Source organism: Novilysobacter antarcticus, assembly GCF_019802285.1.
Taxonomy (GTDB): domain Bacteria; phylum Pseudomonadota; class Gammaproteobacteria; order Xanthomonadales; family Xanthomonadaceae; genus Novilysobacter; species Novilysobacter antarcticus.
The window spans coordinates 1-13352 of the sequence record NZ_JAIEUJ010000004.1; the positions used below are offsets into that span (position 1 = coordinate 1).

Annotated in this window: 11 protein-coding genes and 1 pseudogene; 5 read left to right on the forward strand and 7 right to left on the reverse strand. The window is 67.0% G+C overall.

Going from position 1 to position 13352, the window contains the following annotated elements; translation table 11 throughout:
- Positions 1-134 precede the first annotated feature (134 nt).
- Complete coding sequence (gene tyrS / locus KZ491_RS11280; protein WP_343225617.1) at positions 135-1364, reverse strand: tyrosine--tRNA ligase; 1230 nt, start codon at positions 1362-1364, stop codon at positions 135-137.
- Positions 1365-1555: 191 nt separating this feature from the next.
- Here tyrS and KZ491_RS11285 point away from each other — a divergent pair, with 191 nt between their 5' ends.
- Both KZ491_RS11285 and KZ491_RS11290 read left to right on the forward strand, forming a co-directional pair.
- A complete protein-coding gene (locus KZ491_RS11285; RefSeq protein WP_222565969.1) occupies positions 1556-2992 on the forward strand; it encodes a M23 family metallopeptidase in 1437 nt (478 codons plus the stop codon).
- 5 nt (positions 2993-2997) lie between these two features.
- Positions 2998-4212 carry an anhydro-N-acetylmuramic acid kinase gene (locus KZ491_RS11290; RefSeq protein ID WP_222565970.1) on the forward strand — a complete coding sequence of 405 codons (1215 nt, stop codon included), beginning with the start codon at positions 2998-3000 and terminating at the stop codon, positions 4210-4212.
- Positions 4213-4223: 11 nt separating this feature from the next.
- Here KZ491_RS11290 and KZ491_RS11295 read toward each other — a convergent pair whose 3' ends face one another.
- From KZ491_RS11295 to KZ491_RS11305, 3 genes are read right to left on the reverse strand one after another with little or no spacing between them, the layout of a single operon-like run.
- Positions 4224-4484 carry a hypothetical protein gene (locus tag KZ491_RS11295; protein WP_222565971.1) on the reverse strand — a complete coding sequence of 87 codons (261 nt, stop codon included), beginning with the start codon at positions 4482-4484 and terminating at the stop codon, positions 4224-4226.
- Positions 4481-5791 (reverse strand): AmpG family muropeptide MFS transporter, encoded by a 1311-nt coding sequence (locus KZ491_RS11300; protein WP_425493154.1) that lies wholly within the window; start codon positions 5789-5791, stop codon positions 4481-4483. Before KZ491_RS11300 ends, KZ491_RS11295 begins: the two co-directional genes overlap by 4 nt.
- Positions 5788-6600: an exodeoxyribonuclease III gene (locus KZ491_RS11305; protein WP_222565972.1), complete on the reverse strand. Its 813-nt coding sequence runs from the start codon at positions 6598-6600 to the stop codon at positions 5788-5790. Before KZ491_RS11305 ends, KZ491_RS11300 begins: the two co-directional genes overlap by 4 nt.
- A gap of 138 nt (positions 6601-6738) precedes the next feature.
- On the opposite strand from KZ491_RS11305, the gene pyrE reads away from it, so the two are divergent.
- Together pyrE and KZ491_RS11315 are read left to right on the forward strand one after the other, a co-directional pair.
- Entirely contained in the window at positions 6739-7407 is a 669-nt protein-coding gene (pyrE, locus tag KZ491_RS11310) for an orotate phosphoribosyltransferase (protein ID WP_222565973.1), read from the forward strand.
- A 94-nt stretch (positions 7408-7501) separates the two neighbouring features.
- On the forward strand, positions 7502-8173 hold the full coding sequence (locus tag KZ491_RS11315; protein WP_222565974.1) for a hypothetical protein: 672 nt from the start codon (positions 7502-7504) through the stop codon (positions 8171-8173).
- A 62-nt stretch (positions 8174-8235) separates the two neighbouring features.
- On the opposite strand, the gene KZ491_RS11320 is transcribed toward KZ491_RS11315, so the two are convergent.
- The 3 genes and pseudogenes from KZ491_RS11320 to coaBC form a co-directional block, all read right to left on the reverse strand.
- The gene (locus KZ491_RS11320) at positions 8236-10569 is read right to left on the reverse strand and encodes a phosphomannomutase/phosphoglucomutase (protein WP_222565975.1); all 2334 of its coding nucleotides are present in this window, start codon (positions 10567-10569) and stop codon (positions 8236-8238) included.
- 36 nt (positions 10570-10605) lie between these two features.
- Positions 10606-11064 (reverse strand): dUTP diphosphatase, encoded by a 459-nt coding sequence (dut, locus tag KZ491_RS11325; protein ID WP_222565976.1) that lies wholly within the window; start codon positions 11062-11064, stop codon positions 10606-10608.
- A gap of 47 nt (positions 11065-11111) precedes the next feature.
- Positions 11112-12334: pseudogene (gene coaBC, locus KZ491_RS11330) on the reverse strand (bifunctional phosphopantothenoylcysteine decarboxylase/phosphopantothenate--cysteine ligase CoaBC).
- Between the two features lie 303 nt (positions 12335-12637).
- Between coaBC and radC the strand changes: the two are divergent.
- Positions 12638-13312: a RadC family protein gene (gene radC / locus KZ491_RS11335; RefSeq protein ID WP_222565977.1), complete on the forward strand. Its 675-nt coding sequence runs from the start codon at positions 12638-12640 to the stop codon at positions 13310-13312.
- Positions 13313-13352 lie beyond the last annotated feature (40 nt).

A 13352-nucleotide genomic window follows, 5' to 3' on the forward strand; every position in this document is an offset into this window, starting at 1 on the left:
TCCGTCAACAAGCAAACCTGAACCGGGCGCCTCACCCTGCCGCGTCGTCTCGACCGGGGCGGGCCGCGAAGTATGCATGCTCGCGATGCGATTGTGAAGGGGTGGTTGAAAAAGCTGTCGCGGGCCGCGGCTATTCAGGCTTCAACCAGACGGACCCGGGAAAACGTCCGCTTGCCAACGGCGAGTACGCCCTCAAAGCCGGGCCCAAAGACCTGCTGCGCATCCGTCACCACCTCGCCATCCACGCGCACCGCCTTCTCCTTGAGCTTGCGGTTGGCTTCGGAGTTGCTCGGCGTCAGGCCTGCGGCAGTAAGCAATGCGGCGATCCGCAACCCATCCGCGGGAACGGCCACGTCGTTCAGCGGGAGCTGCGCGGTATCGCCCTGTCCGCGCACGGCGGCGTTCCAGCCAGCAACGGCGAGTTCGGCGGCCGCCTCGTCGTGGAAGCGCGCAGCCAACTCGCGGGCGAGCCGCAACTTGAGGTCGCGCGGGTTGAGTGCGCCCTCGGCGATCTCCCTCTTCAGCGTTTCCATTTCCGCCAGGCTGATATCGAAACTCAGCAACTCGATCCAACGCCACATCAACACATCGTCGATCTTCATCGTCTTGGTGACTATGTCGATGGCCGGCTCATTGATGCCGATGTAGTTGCCCAGCGACTTGCTCATCTTCTGCACCCCGTCCAGACCCTCCAGCAGCGGCATGGTCAGGACGATCTGCGGTGGTTGGCCGTGCTGTTCCTGTAAGCCGCGACCCATCAGCAGGTTGAACTTCTGGTCGGTGCCGCCCAGCTCGACATCGGCCTTCAGGGCTACCGAGTCGTATCCCTGCACCAATGGATACAGAAACTCATGGATGGCGATGGACTGCTGCGCGGCGTAGCGCTTGGCGAAATCGTCGCGCTCCAGCATTCGCGCGACCGTGTGCTGGCCTGCCAGGCGGATCATGTCCGCGGCGCTCATCTGGCCGAACCACTCGGAGTTGAAGCGCACTTCGGTGCGCTCGCGGTCGAGCACCTTGAACACCTGTTCGGCGTAGGTCTCCGCGTTGGCCAGCACTTCCTCGCGGGTGAGGGGCTTGCGGGTCACGTTCTTTCCGCTGGGGTCACCGATCATTCCGGTGAAGTCGCCGATCAGGAAGATCACCTGGTGGCCGAGGTCCTGGAACTGGCGCAGCTTGTTCAACAGCACGGTGTGCCCAAGGTGCAGGTCCGGCGCGGTCGGGTCGAATCCGGCCTTGATACGCAGCGGACGTCCGCTGCGCAGACGGGCAGCGAGCTCGTCTGCTTTTAGGATCTCATCGGCGCCACGGCCGATCAGGGCGAGGGCGGAGGCTACGTCGGTGGTTGGGGTGTTGGCAGGCACGGAAGGGGCTCTTGAATAGGTCGGTCGGGGGACGAAATGACGGGTGGTGGCCGGGAATACGTTCGAATCCGCGATGGACTGGTGCACCGCACGAAATCCCATTGCCCTCAAGGGTTTGACGCACACACCTCACGTGCTTATCGTAACGCCGCGACGCTGCCTTCACATCCTGCGCGCGGGAGACCCATCCGATGACACCCCAAGATTCCGGTTCGAGCCGGCGTAAACGCCTGAAAAGCCTGCGCGAAGCCGCGCTTCATCGACCGGTGTTGGCAAGTCATCTCAGCGATGGTTTCAGTGGCCGTTGGTCGCGCCGACAGTGGGTGCAGGCCAGCCTTTTCGCCACGATCGGCGTCCTGGTCACGGCGATCGTGCCCGGATTCGGTGACTTGCAGGCCGGCGCCACCCCTTTGGCGCGCCAGTCAATGGCGCTGCCGTTGCCGCCGATTGCGCTGCAGCCGACGCAGCCCCGCCCGGAGCACGATTGGCAGGTAGTACGGGTGCAGAACGGGCAGACCCTTGGCGCGGTGTTCCAGCAGATGGGAATTCCGGCCGCGACCATGCATCGCATCCTCGAGCAACCGGGTGCAAAGCCTGCGCTGACCCGGCTGGGAACCGGCGCAGAACTGGCGTTCGACATGGTCGATGGGGCCCTGCACCGCTTCCGCTACGACCGTGACCCGGCCCATCGCGTCGAGCTCAGCCTCAAGGGCGAGACGATCGAGCAGCGGGTAATCGAACGGCCGACCGAACTGCGCAGCATCGTCAGCAGTGGCGAGATCGAAAGCTCGCTGTATGTCGCCGCACGCAAGGCCGGGCTGCCCGCCACCGCGATCGCGACGATGACCGACGAGATCTTCAAGTACGACATCGACTTCACCAGCGCCAAGAAGGGTGACCGCTTCAGCGTCGTATACGACCAGGTCTGGCGCGAGGGCGAGCTGGTCGGCAGCGGCGATATCCGCGCCGCGACCTTCACCACCGGTGGCAAGACGTTCTCCGGATTCCGCTTCGAGCATGACGGCAAGGTCGGGTATTACACCGCCGATGGCCGGCCGCTGAAGAAGTCCTTCATCCGCATGCCGATTCCGTACGCGCGCGTGACCTCCGGCTTCTCCACCGCCCGCAAGCATCCAATCCTGGGTAAGACACGCGCCCATCAGGGCGTTGACTATGGCGCCGGCTCCGGCACGCCGATCATGGCCGCCGGCGATGCGCGCGTGCAGTTCTCCGGCTGGAAGGGCGGCTACGGCCGCACGGTGATCCTCGACCATGGTCGCGGCTACACCACGCTGTATGCGCACATGTCGCGTCTCGGCAAATACAAAGTCGGGCAGCGCGTGCCCCAGGGCGCGGTGATCGGCTATGTCGGCAGCACCGGTTTGGCGACGGGGCCGCACCTGCACTACGAATTCCGGGTCAACGGTGTGCACCGCAACCCGCTCAACGTAACCATGCCGCCGGCCGAACCGCTCAAGGGCGCGGCACTGGTCGCCTTCCGCGCGGAAACCGCGCCGGCGCTGGCGCGCATCCAGGAAGTGGAAGGCCTGCTGCGCAACAACGCGCTGGTCGCCAGCAAAGAGCCGGCGAAGGCGGACACCACCGCGGGCGTTGACAAGAAAGCCTGATCCAGATGGCCACCAGCGATACGACGGGCCCGGCGGACTCCAGTTCGACCGGGCCCGCTGCTTTCCGGGCGGATGACAGGCGCGCCAACGGCCTTTTCATCGGCCTGATGTCGGGCACCAGCGCGGACGGCATCGATGCGGCGCTGGTCCGCTTCGACGCGGGCACCGGCTGCACGCTGCTGCATGGCCACACCTGCGAGTGGGACCTGCCCACCCGCGCCCGCCTGCTCGAGCTTGGCCAGGGCGCGCCGATCGACTCGATCGACGAGCTGGGCACGCTGGATGTGCATATTGCGGAGTGCTTTGCCGATGCCGCGCTGCAGCTGATCCGCATCGCCGGTGTCGACGCCGCGCAGGTCCGGGCGATTGGCTCGCACGGCCAGACCGTGCGCCATCGACCCAACGGAGCCGCGTTCGATGGGCGGAACCGCTTCACGATGCAGCTGGGCGATGGGAACGTGATCGCCGAGCGCACTGGCATTGCGACGGTGGCGGATTTTCGCCGCCGCGACGTCGCCGCCGGAGGCCAAGGAGCGCCGCTGCTGCCTGCGCTGCATGCCGCGATGCTGCGCAGCGACGCCGAGCATCGTGCCGTGCTCAACCTTGGCGGCATTGCCAACCTCACGCTGCTGCCGGCGTCCTGCGACGGGGTTTCGGGTGCGGGCGTGCGCGGCTTTGACACCGGCCCCGCAAACGCCTTGATGGACGCATGGTGCCAGCGCCAGCTTGGCCAGGCGTTCGACCGCGATGGCGCGTTTGCCCGCCGGGGCAAAGTCGATGAGACCCTTCTGGCACGCCTGCTCAATGAGCCATGGTTCGCCCAGCCGCCGCCCAAGAGCACCGGCCGCGAGCAGTTCCAGTTGCAGTGGCTGCAACACCATCTGCGTGAAGATGAACGTCCCGAGGATGTGCAGGCGACGCTGCTGGAATTGACCGCCGCCACCGTTGCCGATGCCCTCCTGGCGCAACAGCCGCACACCGCGCGGGTGCTGGTTTGCGGCGGCGGCGTTCACAACCCGCTCCTCTTGCGGCGCCTTGCGGCACGACTGCCGGACGTCGCCATCGAATCCACCGCGGAGCACGGAGTAGACCCGGACCACGTCGAGGCGATGGGGTTCGCCTGGCTGGCGCGTCAGACGTTGGCCGGGCTGGCGGGCAATCTGCCTGCCGTGACGGGTGCGCGCGGGCCGCGCACGCTGGGTGTGATCTACCCGGCGTAACGGCGGTGAAATCAGCCTCCGGCGACGTCGATCCGACCGATCAGCGAGAAGCCCGGATCGTCTTCGACCTTTTCCAGCGCCTCGATGGCCGCCTGCAGGATGTGGGCGTCGGTGTCATCGAGCGCTACCGTGACGTCACCCTCGCATGCAAACAGGCCGTGCTCGATCAGATGGGTGATCGCAGCCGGCTGGCTCCAGCCCTTTGTCGCCGCGAACCGTCGTACCCGCTCCAGCAGCACCGGATCGATATCCAGCAGCACCGTCTCGCTCATCGTCCTTCCTCCACCTGCGACGCGCCCCCGTCATCACCCAGACGCACCTTTGGGCGGAGCCACAAAAACAGCATCACCGCCGGGATGACCAGAACCGCGGTCAGCACGAAATATGGCGCGTATCCTACCGCCTCCACGATGCGCCCGGAATAGAACCCCAGCACCTTGCCGGGCAGGGTGATCATCGAGGAGAACAGCGCGTACTGGGTGGCCGTGTATCGCTGGTTGACCAGCGCCGACAGGTAGGCGACCGCCGCGGTGCCGAGGAATCCCTGGGCCAGGTTTTCACCGGAGATGACCAGGGTCAGCATGCCCACGTCGCCGTTGGCGCCAATCAGCAGGAGATACAGCAGGTTGCTGACCGCGCCCAGCACGATCGCCACAAGCAGGGTCCAGTTGACGCCCCAGCGCGCCACAGCCAGACCGCCGACGAACGCGCCACCGATGCCGACCCAGATGCCGTAGATCTTCGACACGGCGGCGATCTGGGTCTTCGTGAACCCCTGGTCGAGGTAGAACGGTCCGATGATGCCGCCCACCAGCGCCTGGTCGGAAATCTTGAACAGCAGGATGAAGGCCAGCACGCCGATGCCGACCCGGCCGCCAAAGCGCCGGAAGAAGTCGGCAAACGGCTCGACCACGCCCTCGCGCATGGCCGCCGCCCAGTTCTGGGCACGGATACGGATGACGTCGGGCTCGCGGGCCATCAGGTTGGCGATGATCGGCACCAGCATCACGCACGCCATCACCCGGTAGACGTTGGGCCAGACCGCGTGGTCGGCGAGCACCAGCGCCAGCGCGCCGGTCACGATCAGGGCCATGCGGTAGCCCAGCGAGTAGGTGGCCACCAGCGCACCCTGCGATTCGACCGGGGCAATCTCGATCCGGTAGGCATCCACAGCGATGTCGAGCGTGGCACCTGCCACGGCCACGGTCAGGGTCAAGGCGATGAACAGTGGCAACGTCGCGGTACCCACTCCCGCCATCGCGAACAGGCCGGCCATGACCACCAGCTGCGCCAGCAGCAACCAGCCGCGGCGCTGGCCGAGCCGACCGAACAGCGGCAGCCGCCAGCGATCCACCAACGGCGCCCACAGGAACTTGAACGAATACGCCATGCCCGCGCTGGCGATCATGGTGATGTCCTTGAGCTCCAGACCGTCCTCGCGCAGCCAGTACGCCAGCGTGCCGGCCACCAGCAGGAACGGCAGCCCGGACGCGAAGCCGAAGAAGAACATCGTCCACGCCGACGGCTCGGCGAATGCCTTCCACGCTGATGGCTTGCGGGCCTTGGCCGGTGAACTCACCCGCCCAGGTCCATGTCGAAGTCGACGGTAAACGGCGCGTGGTCGGAGAAGCGCGGCTCACGCGCGATCGCGCAGCTGCGCAGTCGCGACGCCAGCGCCGGGGTCACCAGCTGGTAGTCGATCCGCCAGCCGACGTTCTTGGCGTAGGCGGCGCCGCGATTGCTCCACCAGGTGTAGTCCTGGCCGTCAGGGTTCAGGCGCCGGTACGCGTCCTGCCAGCCTTCGCCGGAGCCCTCTGGCTCGCCACACAGGGCGTTGAGCCACTCGCGCTCCGGCGGCGTGCAACCGGAGTTCTTCTGGTTCGACTTCCAGTTGCAGATGTCCATGGCGCTGCGCACGATGTTCCAGTCGCCACATAGGACGTAGTCGCGGCCGCTGGCGAGCCATTCGTCCAGGATCGGCTTGAGCCAGTCCATGACCTCGAATTTGTAGCCCTGCCGCAACTCCCCGGAAGAGCCCGATGGGATGTAGAACGAGACCACGCTGAGATTGCCAAAGCGCGCCTCGATGTAGCGCCCCTCCTCGTCGAAGGCGTCCCAGCCCAGCGCGGTACGCACCTGATCGGGCTCGCGCCGGCTGTAGATCGCCACGCCGCTGTAGCCTTTTTTTGTCGTCGCGTCGCTGAAGAACGCGTGGTAGCCGTCGGGCAGGAATGCGGGATCCAGTCCGTCCGGGCCGGTCAGCTGGTGCTCCTGGGACTTGGTCTCCTGCATGCAAAGCACGTCGGCATCCTGATCACGGAACCAGTCGAAGAATCCCTTGCGGGCCGCCGAGCGGATCCCATTGGCGTTGAAGCTGATGATGCGCATGTAGTACCGGAAGTGTGGGCAATGCGGGCGCTGGACCCGACGCGGAAGGATAGCGCAGCCCCGCCGCGGGCCGGGCGGCGCCCGACAGGGGCAGCGCGGCTGGTTATCATCGACCCCTGTTGATTGCCTGGATGCCTCATGCAGGACCACCGCGGACGATTCCTCGAGCTGGCCATGCGCGCCGATGCGCTGCGCTTTGGCGAATTCACCCTGAAATCCGGTCGTACCAGTCCGTATTTCTTCAACGCCGGACGCTTCGATTCCGGCGCGGCCCTGGCCGGTCTGGCCGCCTGCTACGCCGATGCCATCGATTCGGCGCGCGCAGACGGCTCGCTCGGGGAGTTTGACGGGCTGTTCGGGCCGGCCTACAAGGGCATCCCGTTGGCCACGGCACTGGCGTGCGAGTATTCCCGCCGTGGCCAGGACTTGCCGGTGACCTTCAACCGCAAGGAGGCGAAAGCCCATGGGGAAGGCGGCAGCCTCATCGGTGCGCCACTGCAAGACCGCCGGGTGCTTATCGTCGACGACGTGATCACGGCCGGCACCGCGATTCGCGAAGCACTGCAGATCATCGGCGATGCCGGCGGGATCGTGAGCGGGATCGTTATCGCGCTGGATCGCCAGGAAGCCATCGACCCTTCCAGCAGCCGACGCTCGGCGGCACAAACTGTCGCAACTGAGTACGCGCTTCCGGTGGTCGCGGTCGCCAGCCTGGCCGATCTGCTGGCGATGGCGGAGCACTCCACGCTGCTGGCCGGGCAGCACGAGCGTTTGCTGGCGTACCGCGAGGCATACGGAAGTCGCTGAGCGCGGAGTGGATGCGCGGCCTTTTCGCGCTTGGCCCGAGTCTTGCGTCTCTCTCTGCTGATCGTCGTCTGCTTATCGTCCAAGGTAAAAGGCCATGCACGCTTCGTCCCGCACTTCCCTGCTCTCCTGCGCGCTGCTGTCAGTGGCGCTGGCGATGGCCGTTTCACCGGCGTCGGCGCAGAAGAAGGTCCAGGGCGGGAAGAAGATCTATTGCTGGGACGACCAGGGTGAGCGGGTGTGCAGCGATGCGCTTCCTGCCAATGCGGTGGACAACGCACGCACCGAGTTCAGCCCGACCGGCGTCGCAACGGCCCGGATCGAACGCGCCAAGACCGATGAGGAGCGGGCGCTGGCGGAGACCGAGGCCAAGCGCCAGGAACGCGAGAACTGGTCGGACGCCGAGCGCGCCCGGCGTGAGCGCGCGATGGTGGTTTCCTTCGCAAGCGAGGCGGATCTGGAGCGCAACTTCGCGAACCGGATCGAGCTGATCGACTCCAGCATCGAGACCTCGCAACTGGGTATCAAAGGAGCGCGGCGCAGCCTGCTCAACCTGCTGCAGCGCGCGAGCGAGTCGGAACTGGAAGCCAAGCCGGTGGCCAAATCGCTCGCCGAGCGCATCAATGCCCAGCACGATGCGCTGCGCCGCCATCAGGAGCTACTGGAACGACAGGTCCAGGCCCGTGCCACGATCGACCAGGAACTGGACTCGGCGTTGGAGCGCTACCGCGAGCTGAAGGCGGCTGCGGGCGCATCCAGCCGTAGCTGACGGCTGCGGGGGCGGTGCCCTCAGCTTGACCAAGGCCGGCCGCTGAAGCCGGCCTTGCGGTCTCAAAACGGCAGCGGCAGGTCCGGATCCAGCGCCAGCAGCTGCTCGCGGAACGTGGCCGTTATCCGCGCCATGGCCTCGTTGCTGTCGGCATCAAAGCGCATCACCAGCACCGGCGTGGTGTTGGACGCGCGCACCAGTCCCCAGCCGTCGGGCCAATCCACCCGCAAGCCGTCGATGGTCGACAGGCGCGCGCCATCGAAATTCGCCTCGCCCACAAAGCGCTCCACGAACGCGTGCGGATCTCCTGCCGGTGCATCCACCTTGATCTCCGGCGTGGAAACACCGTCGGGGAGCGCGTCGAGCACATCGCTGGGACGGCCGGGCTGGGCGGCGAGGATTTCCAGCAGACGCGCCGCCGAATAGATGCCGTCGTCGAACCCGTACCAGCGCTCCTTGAAGAAGAAATGGCCGCTCATCTCGCCGGCCAGCTCGGCACCGGTCTCGCGCATCTTCGCCTTGACCAGCGAGTGCCCGGTTTTCCACATCAGCGGACTGCCGCCGTGGCGCAGGATGTAGCCCGGCAGGCGGCCGGTGCACTTCACGTCGAAGATGATCTGCGCCCCGGGGTTTCGCTCCAGTACGTCGGCGGCAAACAGCATCAGCAGCCGGTCGGGGAAGATGTTGTGGCCGTCGCGGGTGACCACGCCCAGGCGGTCGCCATCGCCGTCGAAGGCGATGCCCAGGTCGGCGTCCAGGCGGTCGACCATCTGGATCAGGTCGGCAAGGTTGCGCGGCTCACTCGGATCGGGGTGGTGGTTGGGGAAATTGCCGTCGATCTCGCAGTACAGCGGCACGACCTCCGCGCCGATCGCCTGCAGAACCGCCGGGCCCAGTTCGCCGGCCACGCCGTTGCCGGCGTCCACCACCACTTTCAGCGGGCGGTCGATCTGGATGTCGGCCGCCACGCGCTGGACGTAGTCGTCGTTGATATCGCGGTGCTCCAACGCGCCTTCGGTGTCGGCGACATACAGCCGGCCTTCGGCGATGCGCGTGTACAGCGCGATGATCGCATCGCCCGACAGCGTCTCGCCGTCGATCACGATCTTGAACCCGTTGTAGTCCGGCGGATTATGGCTGCCGGTGACCGACACGCAGGACCCGGCGTTGAGGTGGTAGGCGCCGAAATACACCAGCGGCGTCGGCGCCAGCCCGATGTCGATGACGTTACGACCGGCCTTGCGCAGGCCGGCTACGAGCCCGTCGAGCATGTCCGGTCCGGACAGGCGCCCGTCCCGACCGACGACGATCTCCCGCTGCCCGGCCTCGTGCATGACCGAGCCGATTGCGTGGCCGATACGCTCGGCGACACCCACATCGAGACTTTTGCCGACGATGCCGCGGATGTCATAGGCGCGGAAGATGTCGCGGTCCAGGATGACCGGGGCGACAGCGGCCGCCGCAGCGGCGAACGGCACCGGCGAGGACGCGGCACCCGCGTCCAGTGAATCGTCGCTCATCGATTCTTCCAGCGTCTGGTTGGACCCTTCCTCGGCTTCGTCCATCGTGCTGTTGCGCCGGCGTGCGAGCAACTGTGGCCCGCGCCACGCCAGCAGTGCCAACAGCGCAAACACGCCTGCGGCGATGAAGCACGCGAGCGCACCGATGCCGAACGGCGCAAACGCCGGGTAGGGGATCCCGGCCGCCACCCGCAGGCTGCTGCCGGGCACGGCCACGGCAAGCGCTTCGGCGCCACCGGCCAGGCTGGTATCGCCGCGCTCGACCAGACTCTGACGTCCCTGGCGCAACGCCAGGTAGCCATCGCCGGGAAGGGCAGCGGCGTCCACAGGGCCGGTGATCCGCTGCAAGGGCAGCAATACCAGTGCTACAGCGCGAACCAACTGTCCGTCCCCCACCGGCGCCGCCAGCGCGAGCCGCGAGGCCTCGCCATCGCGCACGACCCACGACACCGGTTTGCCCTCGACCAGTGCCGCTTCCAACGCCGCGAGCCGGCCGTAGCTGCCATCGGGCAGCGCGGCGTAATCCTCATCCAGCTGCGGCGCCAGCACCTCCGGCTGGCTGGCGCCGGGCCAACCCGAGCCCAGCAGCTGGGCTGCCCGCGCGTTGTTGCTGTTGGCTACGGCTGTCGTAAAAGCGGGATCCGCGAGTTTGTCGGCAAACCGCTTGTGCTCGGACGCAAGCGCCGTCGCGATCGCCTGGACGGTCTGGTCGCGCGATTGCTCCACTGCCACCCGCCGGCTGCCGTCGCGCTGCTGCTGCCAGCCGCTCCATGCGAACCACGCTGCCAGCAGCACGCAGGCCACCACCAGCGCGGGCAACAGCGGCTTGAGCGGCTCCAGCGACACAGACGGTCGCTTGGTCTTGGTGTCCGGCATGGCGTTGTATCCCCTGTTGAATTACAGACAGCGCGCTCAACGCACGCCGGTATGGCCAAAGCCACCGGCGCCGCGGACGCTGGTTTCAAATGTATCCACCACCTGCAGCTGCGCCCGCACAATCGGCAGCACAACCAGCTGGGCGATGCGATCCCCCGGCTGCATCGTAAAAGGCTGGGCGCTCCGGTTCCAGACGCTGATCATCAGCGGCCCCTGGTAATCGGCATCGATCAACCCGGTGCCGTTGCCCAGCACAATACCGTGCTTGTGCCCCAGTCCCGAGCGCGGAAGGATCACCGCGCACAGACCGGGATCGCCGATATGGATCGCCACCCCAGACGGCACCAGCGCAGATGCGCCCGGCTCCAGCTGCAGCGGCTCGTCGATCGCGGCCCGCAGGTCCATGCCGGCGCTGGCCTGGGTCGCGTAGGCGGGCAGCGGCCATTGCGTGCCAAGGCGCGGATCGAGCACTTTCAGTTCAAGCGTGTGTGGCATGAGACCCCCCGATTACAGCGTGTCGCCTGCAGCGCGCAGGGTGATTTTCAGCGGGCGCTGCCGGTCCCGGTCGCCGCGACGGACAGCCGCTGGCAGATCAGGTCGAGCAACTGGCCGGCAAGTTCGTGCTTGGACGCCGGTCCCAACGGCAGCGCCAGATCGGCTCCGTAGATGACCAACGCGTTGTCGTCGCTCTCAAACCCGGATCCCGCCACACCGACACGGTTGGCCGCGATCAGGTCGAGCCGCTTGGCAGCGAGTTTCCCGCGCGCATAACGCTCCACATCCTCGGTCTCGGCGGCAAAGCCAACCACCAGCTCGGGACGGCGCGGGTGGCCCGCCAACTCGGCAAGGATGTCGCGCGTGCGCACCAGCTGCAGCGTCAGGCCTTCACTGCCGGAGCCTTTCTTGATCTTTTCCTCGGCCACCCGCGCCGGCGTGTAGTCGGCCACGGCAGCCGCGCCGATGTAGACGTCCGCCGGCAACGCGCCGATCACGGCCGCGTGCATCTGCGCCGCCGAGCGCACGTCGATCCGATGCAGCGAGCCAGTCCCCGCTGCGGGCGTGGGCAAAGTGACGGGGCCCGCGATCAGGCTCACGCGCGCACCACGCGCTGCTGCAGCCGCGGCGATGGCGAAGCCCATCTTGCCGCTGCTGCGATTGCCGAGAAAACGCACCGGATCCAGATCTTCGTAGGTGGGACCTGCGCTGATGACCACGTGCCGACCGGCCAACGAACAGCCGCTCATGCTGCACGCTGCGCCAGCGCTGCAACGATCTCGTCGGGCTCCAACAAGCGCCCTGCACCGGTTTCACCGCAGGCCTGGTCACCCACTCCGGGACCCAGCAACAGGACACCGCGACCGCGCAGCACATCGATATTGGCGCGGGTCGCCGGATGCGACCACATCTGCTGGTTCATGGCCGGCGCCACCGCAAGTGGTGCGTCCGTGGCGAGGCACAGCGTGCTGACCAGGTCATCGGCCAGGCCGTGGGCGAGCTTGGCGATGGTGTTGGCGCTCGCCGGTGCGACCAGGATGCGGTCGGGCCAGCGCGCCAGCTCGATGTGCCCCATCGCGGCCTCGGCCGCGTCGTCCCACAGCGTGGTCCGGACCGGCCGGCCCGACAGCGCCTGGAAGGTTGTGGCGGAAACGAAGTGCCCGGCGCTGGCGGTCATCGCCACCTGCACCTGGGCGCCGGCCTGGATCATCCGGCGGACCAACTCGGCCGCTTTGTAGGCAGCGATCCCGCCGCATACACACAACAGGATTTTCTGGTCGTGGAGCGCTGACACGTGAGGAAAACCCCTACTGTTCTGGCGATGGCTAGCTTACCCGATGCCGCGTCGTCGGCCGACGCCGCAAAGCCGTGCCAGTCGACATTCTGCAGCTGTGGCTGAAGCGGGGACGGAACGTGGCGATGCGGCTTCCCCGGTCCATCGCAACGTCTGGCTGGGCAGTCTGGTCCGTCTCCGCTTCGTTTTTATCCGCCGGCCACACCCGTGGTGACACCTCACCGGCGGAGGCAGCACGTCGCAAGGCGTGCACGCGCGACCAGCGCAGGGATCGAGACTATGCACATACGTGATTGGCCGGCCGAAGAGCGTCCACGCGAGAAGCTGCTTGCACGTGGCGTAGGTGCGCTGTCGGATGCCGAACTTCTGGCAATCTTCCTGGGCTCAGGACTGCGGGGTCGCGACGCAGTCAGCACGGCACGCGAACTGTTGCGCGACCACGGGCCGCTACGCCCACTTCTGGAACGCCCGCCCGCGCAGCTGGCCAAACTGCCGGGGCTGGGGCCAGCGCGTGCGTGCCTGCTGGCCGCGGCGCTTGAGCTGGGCCATCGGCACCTGTCGGCCGAGCTGGAACGCGGCGCGGCACTGACCGATCCGCAGGCTGCCGGTCGCTACTTCGCCCAGCGCCTGCGCGGCCTTGAGCACGAGGTATTCGCGGTGCTGTTCCTGGATACCCGCCACCGTGCGCTGGCGTTCGAGGAAATGTTCCGCGGCACCATCGATGGGGCCGAGGTGCATCCGCGCGAAGTGGTCCGTCGCGCGCTAGCCCATAACGCGGCCGCCGTGATCGTGGGCCACAACCATCCCAGCGGGAATCCCGAGCCAAGCGCCGCGGACCGGGCCGTGACCGCGCGCCTGAAACAGGCCCTGGCGCTGGTCGACCTGCGCCTGCTGGATCACTTCGTCATCGCCGACGGGCCACCGGTGTCACTGGCGGCCCGCGGCTGGGTCTGAGGCAGGCCTGCCAGGACCTGACAAACACGTTCCTGACATG

What these genes read in the sequence shown, in the direction of transcription:
- KZ491_RS11285 (WP_222565969.1), top strand. Translation starts at nt 1,556, where the DNA reads ATGACACCCCAAGATTCCGGTTCGAGCCGGCGTAAACGCCTGAAAAGC.
- KZ491_RS11290 (WP_222565970.1), top strand. Translation starts at nt 2,998, where the DNA reads ATGGCCACCAGCGATACGACGGGCCCGGCGGACTCCAGTTCGACCGGG.
- KZ491_RS11295 (WP_222565971.1), bottom strand. Translation starts at nt 4,484, where the DNA reads ATGAGCGAGACGGTGCTGCTGGATATCGATCCGGTGCTGCTGGAGCGG.
- KZ491_RS11305 (WP_222565972.1), bottom strand. Translation starts at nt 6,600, where the DNA reads ATGCGCATCATCAGCTTCAACGCCAATGGGATCCGCTCGGCGGCCCGC.
- pyrE (WP_222565973.1), top strand. Translation starts at nt 6,739, where the DNA reads ATGCAGGACCACCGCGGACGATTCCTCGAGCTGGCCATGCGCGCCGAT.
- KZ491_RS11315 (WP_222565974.1), top strand. Translation starts at nt 7,502, where the DNA reads ATGCACGCTTCGTCCCGCACTTCCCTGCTCTCCTGCGCGCTGCTGTCA.
- KZ491_RS11320 (WP_222565975.1), bottom strand. Translation starts at nt 10,569, where the DNA reads ATGCCGGACACCAAGACCAAGCGACCGTCTGTGTCGCTGGAGCCGCTC.
- dut (WP_222565976.1), bottom strand. Translation starts at nt 11,064, where the DNA reads ATGCCACACACGCTTGAACTGAAAGTGCTCGATCCGCGCCTTGGCACG.
- radC (WP_222565977.1), top strand. Translation starts at nt 12,638, where the DNA reads ATGCACATACGTGATTGGCCGGCCGAAGAGCGTCCACGCGAGAAGCTG.